14 protein-coding genes and 1 pseudogene are annotated in these 13,483 nt (G+C 68.5%); 9 read left to right on the top strand and 6 right to left on the bottom strand.

Translation table 11 applies throughout. The features are described from left to right. Both VFR90_RS07335 and VFR90_RS07330 read left to right on the top strand, forming a co-directional pair. A partial coding sequence (locus VFR90_RS07335; protein ID WP_326405453.1) for an HAD-IA family hydrolase occupies positions 1–273 on the top strand: 273 nt, incomplete at its 5' end. A gap of 5 nt (positions 274–278) precedes the next feature. Continuing rightward, on the top strand, positions 279–1,079 hold the full coding sequence (locus VFR90_RS07330) for an HAD-IA family hydrolase (RefSeq protein WP_414676506.1): 801 nt from the start codon (positions 279–281) through the stop codon (positions 1,077–1,079). On the opposite strand, the gene VFR90_RS07325 is transcribed toward VFR90_RS07330, so the two are convergent. Then, positions 1,046–1,315 carry a cold-shock protein gene (locus tag VFR90_RS07325; RefSeq protein ID WP_326405451.1) on the bottom strand — a complete coding sequence of 90 codons (270 nt, stop codon included), beginning with the start codon at positions 1,313–1,315 and terminating at the stop codon, positions 1,046–1,048. The two genes, VFR90_RS07330 and VFR90_RS07325, sit on opposite strands and share 34 nt — an antisense overlap. 277 nt (positions 1,316–1,592) lie before the next feature. Between VFR90_RS07325 and clpS the strand changes: the two genes are divergently transcribed. Together clpS and clpA are read left to right on the top strand one after the other, a co-directional pair. Next, positions 1,593–1,949 carry an ATP-dependent Clp protease adapter ClpS gene (clpS, locus tag VFR90_RS07320; RefSeq protein WP_326405450.1) on the top strand — a complete coding sequence of 119 codons (357 nt, stop codon included), beginning with the start codon at positions 1,593–1,595 and terminating at the stop codon, positions 1,947–1,949. Beyond that, positions 1,946–4,252, top strand: a complete 2,307-nt coding sequence (gene clpA / locus VFR90_RS07315; protein ID WP_326405449.1) for an ATP-dependent Clp protease ATP-binding subunit ClpA — start codon at positions 1,946–1,948, stop codon at positions 4,250–4,252. The genes clpS and clpA overlap by 4 nt, the downstream gene beginning before the upstream one ends. A 47-nt stretch (positions 4,253–4,299) precedes the next feature. On the opposite strand, the gene VFR90_RS07310 is transcribed toward clpA, so the two are convergent. From VFR90_RS07310 to VFR90_RS07290, 5 genes are all read right to left on the bottom strand, one after another. After that, complete coding sequence (locus VFR90_RS07310) at positions 4,300–4,482, bottom strand: hypothetical protein (protein WP_326405448.1); 183 nt, start codon at positions 4,480–4,482, stop codon at positions 4,300–4,302. Between the two features lie 105 nt (positions 4,483–4,587). Further along, on the bottom strand, positions 4,588–5,370 hold the full coding sequence (locus VFR90_RS07305; RefSeq protein WP_326405447.1) for a M90 family metallopeptidase: 783 nt from the start codon (positions 5,368–5,370) through the stop codon (positions 4,588–4,590). Further along, positions 5,367–6,185 (bottom strand): UDP-2,3-diacylglucosamine diphosphatase, encoded by an 819-nt coding sequence (locus VFR90_RS07300; protein WP_326405446.1) that lies wholly within the window; start codon positions 6,183–6,185, stop codon positions 5,367–5,369. The genes VFR90_RS07305 and VFR90_RS07300 overlap by 4 nt, the downstream gene beginning before the upstream one ends. Positions 6,186–6,199: 14 nt before the next feature. Continuing rightward, a complete protein-coding gene (locus tag VFR90_RS07295) occupies positions 6,200–6,700 on the bottom strand; it encodes a peptidylprolyl isomerase (RefSeq protein WP_326405445.1) in 501 nt (166 codons plus the stop codon). Positions 6,701–6,702: 2 nt separating this feature from the next. After that, positions 6,703–7,266 (bottom strand): peptidylprolyl isomerase, encoded by a 564-nt coding sequence (locus tag VFR90_RS07290; protein WP_326405444.1) that lies wholly within the window; start codon positions 7,264–7,266, stop codon positions 6,703–6,705. A 191-nt stretch (positions 7,267–7,457) separates the two neighbouring features. Between VFR90_RS07290 and cysS the strand changes: the two genes are divergently transcribed. The 5 genes and pseudogenes from cysS to VFR90_RS07265 all read left to right on the top strand — a co-directional run bounded on the left by cysS (position 7,458) and on the right by VFR90_RS07265 (position 13,205). Next, complete coding sequence (gene cysS / locus VFR90_RS07285) at positions 7,458–8,846, top strand: cysteine--tRNA ligase (protein ID WP_326405443.1); 1,389 nt, start codon at positions 7,458–7,460, stop codon at positions 8,844–8,846. A gap of 26 nt (positions 8,847–8,872) precedes the next feature. After that, positions 8,873–9,529 (top strand): DNA-3-methyladenine glycosylase family protein, encoded by a 657-nt coding sequence (locus tag VFR90_RS07280; protein ID WP_326405442.1) that lies wholly within the window; start codon positions 8,873–8,875, stop codon positions 9,527–9,529. Positions 9,530–9,583: 54 nt separating this feature from the next. Beyond that, positions 9,584–10,555 (top strand): acetyl-CoA carboxylase carboxyltransferase subunit alpha, encoded by a 972-nt coding sequence (locus VFR90_RS07275; protein ID WP_326405441.1) that lies wholly within the window; start codon positions 9,584–9,586, stop codon positions 10,553–10,555. A 25-nt stretch (positions 10,556–10,580) separates the two neighbouring features. Then, positions 10,581–11,822 (top strand): annotated as a pseudogene (gene tilS / locus VFR90_RS07270) (tRNA lysidine(34) synthetase TilS); the annotation flags it as partial. Between the two features lie 114 nt (positions 11,823–11,936). Next, positions 11,937–13,205, top strand: coding sequence for an aspartate kinase (locus tag VFR90_RS07265; RefSeq protein WP_326405454.1), 1,269 nt, complete (start codon positions 11,937–11,939; stop codon positions 13,203–13,205). Positions 13,206–13,483 lie beyond the last annotated feature (278 nt).

The raw sequence follows: 13,483 nt of genomic DNA, 5'->3' as shown, positions 1-13,483 counted from the left end.
GGCGGCGATACCCTGCCGTACAAGAAGCCGGATGGCCGCGTGCTGCGGCATGTCGCGCAGGCGCTCGACGCGAGCCTGGAGGGCACGGCGCATGTCGGCGACTCGTCGATTGACGTCGCCGCCGCGCGGAACGCCGGTGTCGCAGCCTGGGCGGTGCCTTACGGCTACAACGCGGGTACGCCGGTCGCTGATTCCAAGCCTGACAGGCTGTTCGAATCGCTGGCCGAGGTCGCCGACCACGTGCTCGGCATCTCCGGGGCGCGGCGGGCCTGAGGTGCATGGGCGGCTTGCGCGCGCTTCTCTGGGACGTCGACGGCACGCTGGCGGAAACCGAACGCGACGGCCACCGCGTCGCCTTCAACGCCGCCTTCGAAGCCTGCGGCCTCGGGTGGCGCTGGGATGAAACGCGCTACGGCGAGTTGCTCGCAGTGACCGGCGGCCGCGAGCGCCTGCTGCACGACATGGCGAGTCGCTCGGACGCGCCGCCTGCCGCGGCGGAGCGCGAGGCGCTGGCGCGGCGCCTGCACGAGCACAAGAACCGCGACTACGCCCGGCGGGTGCGGGCAGGGCAGGTGCCGCTGCGCCCGGGCGTGCGCGAGGTGATGGAAGCCGGCCCTGCGCAGGGCATCGCAATGGGGATCGTCACGACCAGCGGCCGCGGCAACGTCGAGGCCCTGCTCGAGGCGGCCTGGGGCCCGGGCTGGGCCGATCGCTTCGCGGTGGTGGTCTGCGGCGACGACGTCGCGCGCAAGAAGCCCGATCCCGAGGCCTACCGGCTCGCGCTCGATAGGCTGGCGCTGCGTGCCGACGAGGTGCTGGCGATCGAGGATTCGCCGGCCGGAGCGGAGGCTGCGCGCCAGGCGGGCTGCCCCTTCGTCATCACCTGGAGCAGCTACTTCGCCGCTGCCGAGATCCCGGGCGCAATCGCCGCCGGGCCTGGGCTGCACGAACGCGCCGACTGGCAACCGCCGGCCGACGGCGAGATCGGCCCCATCGGGTTGCCCGACCTGCAACGTTGGTGGGCGCTCGGCGTCCCTGTGCGGCGTCAGTGGGAACCAGGTTCGGCGGTTTCTACCTGAGCGGCTTCGTTTTGACGCGCGCGGGCGGCGCCGTCGAGCGCCGCGATGTTCTGCGCCAGCTTGCCCTTCGGCCCCTGCACCAGTTCAAAGCTCACCCGGCTGCCCTGCTTCAACGTACGAAAGCCGTCCATCTGGATCGCGGAGAAATGGGCGAAGACGTCCTCGCCGCCGCCGTCGGGTTCGATGAATCCGAAGCCCTTGGCATCGTTGAACCACTTGACTGTGCCTGCGGTCATGCTTTTGTCTCCCTGGTGACAGGTCAAGGATTTTCAGAAACGAGCCCCGGGGCTGTCAAGGCAACGTGCGCCACTCGGCTTAGGGGTCATCGACAAGGGATTGCCAGCGACCCTGAGCCGGGGCTTGTCTTTGCCGCCTCAGATGCCATATTGGCCGGCATGGAAGTCGCAAGGCCCTGTGTCGAACGCCCGAACTCGGGCACCCTTTCTCGCTCGAACGACACGTCCTTCGCCCTCTTGACCGACTCTGCGAACAGCGATCGATAAACTTGCCGTCATGCCTGACGAGACACCGAAAGCGCCGGCGCCACAGCGTCCGGTCACCCGACCCGACGACGGTGCGGGTTCGGTCGTCGTCGAGCGCAAGGCGCAACGTGTCGAGCCGCCGAAGCTCTACCAAGTGGTGCTCTTGAACGACGACTACACGCCGATGGAGTTCGTCGTGATGGTCCTGCAGGAGTTTTTCCAGCGCGACCACGAAACCGCGACGCAGATCATGCTGAAGATCCACCACGAGGGTCGGGGCGTGTGCGGCGTCTACACCAAGGATGTGGCCTCGACGAAGGTCGAGACCGTGCTCGCAGCGGCCAAGCGCTCGGGCCATCCCCTGCAATGCACCATGGAGGCCGCATGATTGCGCAAGAGTTGGAAGTCAGCCTGCACATGGCGTTCGTCGAAGCCCGACAGCAGCGCCATGAATTCATCACGGTCGAGCACCTGCTGCTTGCCTTGCTCGACAACCCTTCGGCCGCGGAGGTGCTGAAGGCTTGCTCCGCGAATGTCGACGACCTGCGCAAGAGCCTGACGCAGTTCATCAAGGAGAACACGCCGACCGTCGGCGGAACCGACGAGGTCGATACGCAACCGACGCTCGGTTTCCAGCGCGTGATCCAGCGCGCGATCATGCATGTGCAGTCGACCGGCTCGGGGAAGAAGGAGGTGACCGGCGCGAACGTGCTGGTGGCCATCTTCGGCGAGAAGGACTCGCACGCCGTGTACTACCTGCACCAGCAGGGGGTGACGCGGCTCGACGTCGTCAACTTCATTGCCCACGGCATCAAGAAAAGCGAGCCGCCGGAGCCTGCGAAGGGCTCCGAAGGCAACGGCGGCGAAGGCGAGAAGGAAGACGCGACCGAAGGCAAAGGCTCGCCGCTCGACCAGTACACGCAGAACCTCAACCAGCTCGCGCGCGACGGCAAGATCGACCCGCTGATCGGCCGCGAGCATGAAGTCGAGCGCGTCATCCAGGTGCTGTGCCGCCGGCGCAAGAACAACCCGCTGCTGGTCGGCGAAGCAGGTGTCGGCAAGACGGCGATTGCCGAAGGCCTGGCTTGGCGGATCACGCAAGGCGACGTCCCCGAGATCCTGCTCGACGCGACCGTGTATTCGCTCGACATGGGCGCGTTGCTGGCGGGCACGAAGTACCGCGGCGATTTCGAGCAACGCCTGAAGGCGGTGTTGAAGGCGTTGAAAGATCAGCCCAACGCGGTCCTGTTCATCGACGAAATCCATACCCTGATCGGTGCCGGCGCCGCGTCGGGCGGCACGCTGGATGCGAGCAACCTGCTCAAGCCCGCGCTCGGCTCCGGCCAGCTCAAGTGCATCGGCGCGACCACCTTCACCGAATACCGCGGCATTTTCGAGAAGGATGCGGCGCTGTCGCGTCGCTTCCAGAAGGTCGACGTCGTCGAGCCGTCCGTCGAGCAGACGATCGAGATCCTCAAGGGCCTCAAGTCGCGCTTCGAAGAGCACCACAGCGTGAAGTACGCGCTCGGTGCGCTGCAAGCGGCGGCCGAGCTGTCGGCCAAGTTCATCAACGACCGGCACCTGCCCGACAAGGCGATCGACGTGATCGACGAAGCCGGCGCGGCGCAGCGCATCCTGCCGAAGAGCAAGCAGAAGAAGACGATCAACCGCGCCGAGGTGGAAGAGATCGTCGCCAAGATCGCGCGCATCCCGCCCGCGAGCGTCAGCAACGACGACCGCAGCAAGCTGAAGAACCTCGACCGCGACCTCAAGAGCGTTGTCTTCGGCCAGGACCCGGCGCTCGATGCCCTGGCCTCGGCGATCAAGATGGCGCGTTCCGGCCTTGGCAAGCCCGACAAGCCGATCGGCAGCTTTCTCTTCAGCGGCCCGACGGGCGTCGGCAAGACCGAAGCGGCCAAGCAACTCGCGTTCATCCTCGGCATCGAGCTGATCCGCTTCGACATGTCCGAGTACATGGAGCGCCACACGGTCAGCCGCCTGATCGGCGCGCCTCCTGGCTACGTGGGCTTCGACCAGGGCGGCCTGCTGACCGAGGCGGTGACGAAGAAGCCGCACGCGGTGCTGCTGCTCGATGAGATCGAGAAGGCCCACCCGGACGTCTTCAACGTGCTGCTGCAGGTGATGGACCACGGCACGCTGACCGACAACAACGGGCGCAAGGCCGACTTCCGCAACGTCATCATCATCATGACGACCAACGCGGGCGCCGAGACGATGAACAAGGCGGTGATCGGCTTCACCAACACCCGCGAGAGCGGCGACGAGATGGGCGACATCAAGCGCCTGTTCACGCCCGAGTTCCGCAACCGGCTCGATGCGATCGTCAGCTTCCGGGCGATCGACGAAGAGATCATCCTGCGCGTGGTCGACAAGTTCCTGCTGCAGCTGGAGACGCAGCTCGCCGAGAAGAAGGTCGATGTCACCTTCAGCGATGCCCTGCGCAAGCACCTCGCGAAGAAGGGTTTCGATCCGCTGATGGGCGCGCGGCCGATGCAGCGGCTGATCCAGGACACGATCCGGCGCGCGCTGGCCGACGAGCTGCTGTTCGGCCAGCTGGTCGATGGCGGCCGGCTCGCGGTCGACGTCGATGCCGAAGGCAAGCCGGTGCTCGACATCACGCCGAACAAGAAGAGCGACAAGCCCAAGGCCGAGCCGGCGACGGCCGACTGACAAGGCCTCGCGCGGCGACCGAGGGGAGCTTCGGCTCCCCTCGTTTTTCAGTCGTGTCGCGGCGCGGCAGCGGTCGCTGACGCGTTGCGGGCGAGGACGCCGTGGCCGGGCCGCAGCACCAGGTCACCGACGATGAAGACGCTGTCGTGCGTCGTCGAACGGGCGCGCGGCGCGACGACCGCCGCCAGCGTCTTCAGCACGGTCTTGGTATTCGGGGCAGGGCGGTGCATGTTCGGGCTCCTTCGCTTGGTCGGAGCGACGAGCTTCGGCGCCCGGCCCTTGGCCGGCCGACACCCCAGCGAACGGAGGTTCGCCCGCCCGAAGGCGGCACGGCCTCAAGGGCGCGCGATGCGGGCGGCCGGGTCCTGACCGAAGTAGCCGACGAACAGCTCGTACAGCTGCGGCTGCTCGTCGCGCAACGCGCGGGGCGCGACGAAGAAGGCTTCCGCCGCGACCGGAAAGAACTCCTCGACCGACTCGGCACCGTAGGGGTCGAGGAACGGCGACTGCCCACCGCCGATCTGCCGGCACAGACGCTCGTGACCGGCTTCGACGACCAGCCGCCAGTGCCTGTGCGCCGCGGCGTCGCGCAACGGTGGCACGCCGTCGGCGGCTCCGTCGGCCATGTCGATCACGTGGCAGAACTCGTGAATCACGACGTTGTAGCCCTGCTCGGCGCTCGCGCCGGCTTCGGCGACGTCGCGCCACGACAGCATCACCGGCCCGCCCTCCACCGCCTCGCCGACCAGCGGCTCGTCGTACTCGTGCACGACGCCGATCTCGTCGGCGTGACTGCGCCGCGCGACGACCTCGTCCGGATGCACGACGATGCCGACGAACCCGCGGTACAGGTCGAGCCCGAGCTCGAGGACCGGCAGGCAGGCCTGTGCGGCGATGCTCACCGCCATCGCGTCGGTGATCTCGAGCCCGCCGGCCGCCGAGAACTCCTTGTCGGCGAGGAACAGCGTCGCGAGCGCGTGAAGCCGCCCAGCTTCGTCGGGCGAGAGTGCAGCGAGGAAGGGGTGGGCGGCGACGGTCGCCCGCCACAGCGCGTCCGGAATCGGCCGCTGTTCGAGCACGCGCCGTTCACGGCGCGCGCGCCACCAGCGGCGGATCACGGCGCGGCGGCGAGGCCGCTGGGTGCGAGCCGTTCGAGCCCGCGCAGGCTCAGGCGGATCACCTCGGCGCGCGGAGCGGCGTCGGCGACGTCGAGCTCCCAGTCGCTCAGCACTTCGCGCCGGTAGCCGGGCGCGAGATCCTGGCCGCCTGGGCGATGCGTGTGGCCGTGGACCAGCACCGGCGCCGCCGCCTCGTGCATCCAGCGCACCGCCGCGCTCGCATCGACGTCGGCCCACTGCTCGGGTCGCTGCAGTCGCTGCGTTTCAGCGCTCGCGCTGCGCATCTGCTGTGCATAGGCGCGCCGTTCGGCGAGCGGGCGCGCGAGCGCCTCGGCGCACCAGGCCGGCGAGCGGACCATCGCGCGGAAGCGCTGATACGCCACGTCGGACAGGCACAGCGCGTCGCCATGCGTGAGCAGCACGCGCTCGCCGAAGGCGCGCAGCACCGTCGGGTCGGGCAGCGCGGCGATGCCGGCATCGCGCAGCATCGCGGTGCCGACGAGGAAGTCGCGGTTGCCCGCCATGAAGGCAAGGCTCAGGCGGGCGCTGGCTTCCTGCAGCAGCTGCAGCACCTGCTGCTCGAAACCCTCGAAGCGCGCGTCGTCGCCGATCCAGGCCTCGAACAGGTCGCCGAGGATGAAGACCGCGTCGGCCGGCGTGGTGCGCAGGTGCGCCGCGAAGGCGTCGAGGGTGCGCGGCCGGCTTGCTTCGAGGTGCAGGTCGGAGACGAGATCGATCGCGCGCCAGCTGCGCGGCGCGTCGAATTCGTAGAACTGCGGCAGCGCAGGGGGGCCGGCGGGCGAAGGGGTCGTCATCGCCGGCTCGAGGCTCAGACTTCGACGACCTTGTGGATCACCACGTCCTCGACCGGCACGTCGCCATGGCCGGCCTTGCTCGCCGTCTTCACGCGCTCGATCGCATCGACGACCTCGGTGCCGGACACCACCTGCCCGAACACCGCATAGCCCCAGCCCTGCGGGCTCTCGCTCTTGAAGTCGAGGAAGCTGTTGTCGGTCGCGTTGATGAAGAACTGCGCGGTCGCCGAGTGCGGCGCGCTGGTGCGTGCCATCGCCAGCGTGTACTTCTTGTTCTTCAGTCCGTTGTTGGCTTCGTTGGCGATCGGCGCGTTGGTCGGCTTCTGCTTCATGCCGGTCTCGAAGCCGCCGCCCTGGACCATGAAGCCGGGGATCACGCGGTGGAAGATCGTGCCGTCGTAGTGGCCGGCCTTCGCATAGGAAAGAAAATTCTCGACGGTCACCGGCGCCTTGGCGTCGTCGAGCTCGGCGCGGATCGTTCCGTGGCTGGTCTGCAGTTCGATGGTCTTGCTCATCTTCATTTCTCCAAGCTGGCTTTCTTGATGGTGATCGGCTCGAGCGGCACGTTCTGGTGCATGCCCTTGTTGCCGGTGGGCACGGCGCGGATCTTGTCGACCACGTCCATGCCTTCGACGACCTTGCCGAACACGGCATAGCCGGTGCCCGGGCCGCGCGAGTCGAGCCGGGCGTTGTCGACGAGATTGATGAAGAACTGCGCGGTCGCCGAGTCGGGATCGCCGGTGCGCGCCATCGCAATCGTGCCGCGCTCGTTCTTCAGGCCGCCTTGCGTCTCGAGCGCGATCGGCGCGTTGGTCTTCTTCTCGCTCATCGTGGCGTCCATGCCACCGCCCTGGATCATGAAGCCGTCGATCACGCGGTGGAACACGGTGCCCGCGTAGTGCCCGCTCTTGACGTAGGTGACGAAGTTGGCGGTGGTTTTGGGCGCCTTCGCGGCGTCGAGCTGGACGACGATGTCGCCGGCGGTGGTCGCCAGCCGCACCTTCTGCGCGAGCGCGGGCAGGGGCGTCAAGACGGCCGCCGCGAGAGCGGCGAAAACGGCGCGGCGCAGGGCGATCAGCATGCGGTCTCCTCGTTCGTTCGGATGCTGCGGAGGCAGCGTCGGCGCGCATTGTCCATGCGCTCGCGAGACCCCTGCGCGCCCTCGAAATCAAGAGGGTCGATCGCTATACTGCGGCCCCTCTGCCGGGGGCACGATGCATCGCCGAAGCCTGATGAAGACTTGATGCACAGGCCTCGAACCCTTCGCCTCCGATGAGCCTGCGCCTGCACAACACCTTGACTCGGGCCACCGAGCCGTTCGTTTCGATCGAACCCGACCACGTGCGCATGTACGTGTGCGGCATCACGGTGTACGACTTGTGCCATGTCGGACACGCGCGCATGAACATCGTCTTCGACACGCTCGTGCGCTGGCTGCGCACCAGCGGCTGGCGCGTGACCTACGTGCGCAACATCACCGACATCGACGACAAGATCATCAAGCGCGCGTTCGAGCGTGGCATCCCGATCCGCCAGCTCACCGACGAGATGACGGCGGCGATGCATCAGGACTTCGACGCGCTCGGCATAGCGCGCCCTGACCACGAGCCGCGCGCGACGGAGCACGTCGCCGGCATGGTCGGCATCATCGAGACGCTGCAGCGCCATGGACTCGCCTACCAGGCGAGCAGCGGCGACGTGAACTTCGCGGTGCGCAAGTTCCCGGGCTACGGCCGGCTCTCGGGCAAGAGCATCGACGCACTGCGCGCCGGCGAACGCGTCGCGGTGCTGGAAGGCAAGGAAGATCCGCTCGACTTCGTGCTGTGGAAGGCCGCGAAGGCCGACGAGCCCGACGACGCCAAGTACCCGTCGCCCTTCGGTGCCGGCCGCCCCGGCTGGCACATCGAATGCTCGGCGATGAGCCACGCCCACTTCGGCGCGCAGTTCGACATTCATGGCGGCGGCATGGACCTGCAGTTCCCTCACCACGAGAACGAACTCGCGCAAAGCGACGGCGCTTTCCATCACGGCAGCGACCGGAGCTTCGTGCGCTTCTGGGTCCACAACGGCTTCCTCAACGTCGACGACGAGAAGATGTCGAAGAGCCTCGGCAACTTCTTCACCGTGCGCGAGGTGCTCGAGCGCTACGACGGCGAGACGATCCGCTTCTTCATGCAGCGCGTGCACTACCGCAGCCCCTTCAATTTCAGCGACGCCGGCCTCGACGACGCGCGCGCCGGGCTGCGCCGGCTCTACACCGCGATCGACGGGCTCGACGACGCGCCGATCCCGGCGGTCGATTGGCAGGAGCCGCACGCCGCGCGCTTCAAGGCCGCGATGGACGACGACCTGAACACGCCGATCGCGGTCGCCGTCTTGTTCGACCTGGCGGGCGAGGTCAACCGCGGCCGCGATGCGAAGGCCGCGGGCCAGCTGCGCGCGCTCGCCGGCACGCTCGGGCTGCTCGGCCAGCGCGCCCGCACCTACCTGCAGGCCGGCGCCGCGCTCGACGAGGCGCAGATCGGCCGGCAGATCGAGGCCCGGCTGATCGCGCGGCGCGCCAAGGATTTCGCCGAATCCGATCGCATCCGCGACGCCCTCGCGGCACAAGGCATCGTGCTGAAGGACGGACCGTCCGGCACGACCTGGGTGCGGGCCTGAGCCCGCGGCTTCGAGCGAGCTTCTCCATGTCCGTGCGCGCGCCCGAGCTCGTCACGCCCAGCTACTGGGACGACGCCTGCAAGCACCTCGCGAAGCGAGACCGGGTGATGCGCAAGCTGATCCCGAAGTTCGGCGAGGCCCGGCTCGAATGCCACGGCGATGCCTTCACGACGCTGGCGCGCTCGATCGTCGGCCAGCAGATCTCGGTGGCCGCGGCGCAGTCGGTCTGGAAGCGCTTCGCGGCGCTGCTCGGCGGGCCGGAGCAGCCGATCAAGCCGGCCGAGGTGCTCAAGCTCGACGCTGCGCAGATGCGCGCGGCCGGCCTTTCGCTGCGCAAGGTCGAGTACCTGCGGGACCTGGCCGAACACTTCGGCCAGGGAGGCAACGTGCGCGTGCGCCGCTGGGGCGGCATGGACGACGACTCGATCATCGAAGAGCTCGTCGCGATCCGCGGCATCGGCCGATGGACGGCCGAGATGTTCCTGATCTTTCACCTGATGCGCCCCGACGTGCTGCCGCTCGACGACCTGGGGCTGATCAAGGGCATCAGCGTCAACTACTTCAGCGGCGAGCCGGTCACCCGCAACGAGGCGCGCGAGGTTGGCGACGCCTGGGCGCCCTACCGCTCGGTGGCGACCTGGTACGTCTGGCGCAGCCTGGATCCGCTGCCGGTCGCGTACTGAGCGCGCTGCGCCACAATCGCCGCCCGCTCCAAGCGCACGAACAACACCGTCGGGATGAGCAAAAAACACTTCCTCGAGTTCGAGCAGCCGATCGCCGAGCTCGAAACCAAGATCGACGAGCTGCGCTACGTGCAAAGCGAATCGGCCGTCGACATCTCCGAGGAGATCGACCGCCTCTCGGTGAAGAGCCAGCAGCTCACCAAGGAGATCTACGCCAGCCTCGGCCCCTGGCAGGTGACGCAGATCGCGCGCCACCCGCAGCGGCCCTACACGCTCGACTATGTGAAGAGCGTCTTCACCGACTTCCAGGAGCTGCACGGCGACCGCGCCTTCGCCGACGACCAGAGCATCGTCGGCGGCCTCGCCCGCTTCAACGGCCAGGCCTGCCTGGTGCTCGGCCACCAGAAGGGCCGCGACACGAAGGAGCGCGCGTTGCGCAACTTCGGCATGAGCCGGCCGGAGGGGTACCGCAAGGCGCTGCGGCTGATGCGCCTGGCGGAGAAGTTCGGCCTGCCGGTCTTCACCTTCGTCGACACGCCGGGCGCCTATCCCGGCATCGGTGCCGAGGAGCGCGGCCAGTCGGAGGCGATCGGCCACAACATCTTCGCGATGGCCCAGCTCGAGGTGCCGATCATCGTGACCATCATCGGCGAGGGCGGCTCGGGCGGTGCGCTGGCGATCGGCGTCGGCGACCAGACGCTGATGCTGCAGTACTCGGTCTATTCGGTGATCTCGCCCGAGGGATGCGCGTCGATCCTGTGGAAGACGGCCGAGCGCGCGAGCGATGCGGCCGAGGCGATGGGCATCACCGCGCATCGGCTGAAGGCGCTCGGTCTCGTCGACAAGATCGTCAACGAGCCGGTCGGCGGCGCGCACCGCGACCCGGCGCAAATGGCCGTCTACCTGAAGCGCGCATTGAACGACGCGCTGCGGCAGGTCGTGGACCTCAAGCCCCGCGAGTTGCTTGCCGCGCGCTACGAACGGCTGAAGAGCTACGGCCGCTTCAACGACACGAAGGAGCGCTGAGCGCTCGGGCCGCACGGCCGCCTTCGCGGTCGCCGTCAGCGGCGGGCGCGATTCGATGGCGCTCCTGCATGCGAGCTTGCATGCCGCGCGTTCGCTCCAGCTCGAAATTCACGCGCTGCATGTGCACCATGGCCTGCACCCCGAGGCCGACGCATGGCAGGCGCACGTCGAGTCCAGCTGCCGGCGATGGCGCGTGGCGCTGAGCGCGACCCGCCTCGCCACGCAGCCGCGGCGCGGCGACAGTGTCGAAGCCTGGGCGCGCCGCGAGCGCTACCGGGCGCTGGCGGGGATGGCGCGCGCGATCGGCGTCGACCTGGTGCTGCTGGCGCATCACCGGCGCGATCAGGCCGAGACCTTCCTGCTGCAGGCCTTGCGCGCTGCCGGCCCGGCCGGCCTAGCGGCGATGCCGCGGCAGGCGAGCCGTGAGGGCATCACCTGGGCGCGGCCCTGGCTCGACCGGCCCCGCGAAGCGATCGAGGCCTACGTGCGCCGGCATCGCATCGGCCACATCGACGATGCGAGCAACGACGATGCGCGCTTCGATCGCAACCGGTTGCGCGCCGCGGTGATGCCTGCGCTCGTCGCGGCTTTCCCGGTCGCGGAAGCGGCGCTGGTCGACGCGAGCCGGCGTGCCGGCGAAGCGAAGGCCGTGCTCGACGAGATCGCGCTCGAGGACCTGACGCGACTCCAGGCCGGCGAGCGGCTTGGGCTCGAAGGCTGGCTCGCGCTGTCCGAGCCGCGCCGGCGGCTTGCGCTCGCGGCTTGGCTGAGGCTGCGAACGGGCCAGGGACCGGCGACGAGCCTGCTCGACCGGCTGATGCGCGAACTGCGTGCGAGCAGGGCGCCGGCCGGGTGGCCGGTCGGCGAGCACGTCGCGTTGCGGCGCTACCGAGGCGAGCTGCGGGTCGTCGCGCTCGCGCCGTCGCCTGCGGTCGCGGCGCGCGAGCCCATCTCGATCGCCGCGGCCGGCGCCTATCCGGTGGCCGGCGGACGCGGCACGCTCGAGGTGAAGCGCGTGCGCGAAGGCGGCATCGCCCTGGCTCGGCTCGCGAACGGCGAGTGGCGCCCGCGCGCCGGCGGCGAACGGTTCCAGGCGCATCGCAGCGGCCCGCCGCGCAGCTTGAAGAAGCAGTTCCAGACGGCAGGCCTTGCGGCTTGGCAGCGCGACACGCCCTTGCTCTTCGACGCGAACGACGGCGCGCTGCTCTTCGTGCCGGGCCTCGGCATCGACGCGCGAGCGCTCGCCGAGCCCGGCGAGCCGCAGTTCGCGCTGAGCTGGTGCGCCGCCGATCCGGGCGGCAGCGACTTAGAATTCGCGCCCTCGCGCGGCAGCCTGCCGCAGCGGAACGCCGAAGCGGGCAACCGAGCACCCGCGCACACCATGACCCTGATCGTTCACAAGTACGGCGGCACGTCGATGGGCTCTGTCGAGCGCATCCGCAACGTTGCCAAGCGCGTTGCCAAATGGGCGCGCGCCGGCCACCAGATGGTGGTCGTTCCTTCGGCGATGAGCGGCGAGACGAACCGCCTGCTCGGCCTGGCGAAAGAACTTTCGCCCGCCTCGCACAGCGCCGCGCTCGCGCGCGAACTGGACATGATCGCCTCGACCGGCGAGCAGGTCTCGGTCGGCCTGCTGGCGATCGCATTGAAGGCCGAGGGCGTCGAGTCGGTCAGCTACACCGGCTGGCAGGTGCCCATCAAGACCGACAGCGCCTACACCAAGGCGCGCATCGAAAGCATCGACGATGCGCGCGTGCGCGCCGATCTCGCGGCCGGCAAGGTGGTCGTCATCACGGGCTTCCAGGGCATCGACGCGCAAGGGCATGTCACGACGCTCGGGCGTGGCGGCTCGGACACCTCGGCGGTGGCGGTCGCGGCCGCGATGAAGGCGGCCGAGTGCCTGATCTACACGGATGTCGACGGCGTCTACACCACCGACCCGCGCGTCGTGCCCGAGGCCAAGCGGCTCGACGTCATCAGCTTCGAAGAGATGCTGGAGATGGCGAGCCTCGGTTCGAAGGTGCTGCAGATCCGCTCGGTGGAGTTCGCGGGCAAGTACCGCGTGCCGCTGCGCGTGCTCTCCAGCTTCACCCCCTGGGACATCCCGATCGAGGAAGAGGCCAAGTCCGGCACCCTGATTACTTTTGAGGAAGACGAACAAATGGAACAAGCCGTCGTGTCCGGCATCGCCTTCAACCGCGACGAGGCGAAGGTGTCGATCCTGGGCGTGCCCGACAAGCCGGGCATCGCCTTCAACATCCTGGGCGCGGTGGCCGACGCCAACATCGAGGTGGACGTCATCATCCAGAACCTCTCCAAGGACGGCCGCACCGACTTCAGCTTCACCGTGCACCGCAACGACTACGCGCGCACGGTCGACCTGCTCAAGGCCAAGGTGCTGCCCGCGCTGGGCACCGACCGCATCGAGGGCGACACCCGCATCTGCAAGGTCAGCATCGTGGGCATCGGCATGCGCAGCCACGTGGGCATCGCCAGCAAGATGTTCCGCGCGCTGTCGGAGGAAGGCATCAACATCCAGATGATCTCCACCAGCGAGATCAAGACCTCCGTCGTCATCGACGAGAAGTACATGGAACTGGCCGTCCGCGCCCTGCACCGCGCGTTCGACCTGGACCAGGCCGCCGCCTGAGGGCCTGACGACTGGCCCATCCGAGTGGCCTGCAGAGCAGGCCCTTGGGGCATAATCCCGCCTGCGCAGGAAACGTGACCGAGAGGCCGAAGGTGCTCCCCTGCTAAGGGAGTATGCGGTGTAGAGCCGCATCGAGGGTTCGAATCCCTCTCACTCCGCCAGAACCCGAGCCGCCGCAAGGCGGCTTTTCTCTTGGTGCGGCGCCGTCACCGCTTCGCTTCGATACTCCGCGACCATCGCGCCCAGGCCTGCCGACTTCGCCAGCATCCTGCTCCTCG

Source organism: Methylibium sp., assembly GCF_035762065.1.
Lineage (GTDB): Bacteria > Pseudomonadota > Gammaproteobacteria > Burkholderiales > Burkholderiaceae_C > Methylibium.
This window is presented reverse-complemented; position numbering and strand designations above follow the sequence as displayed.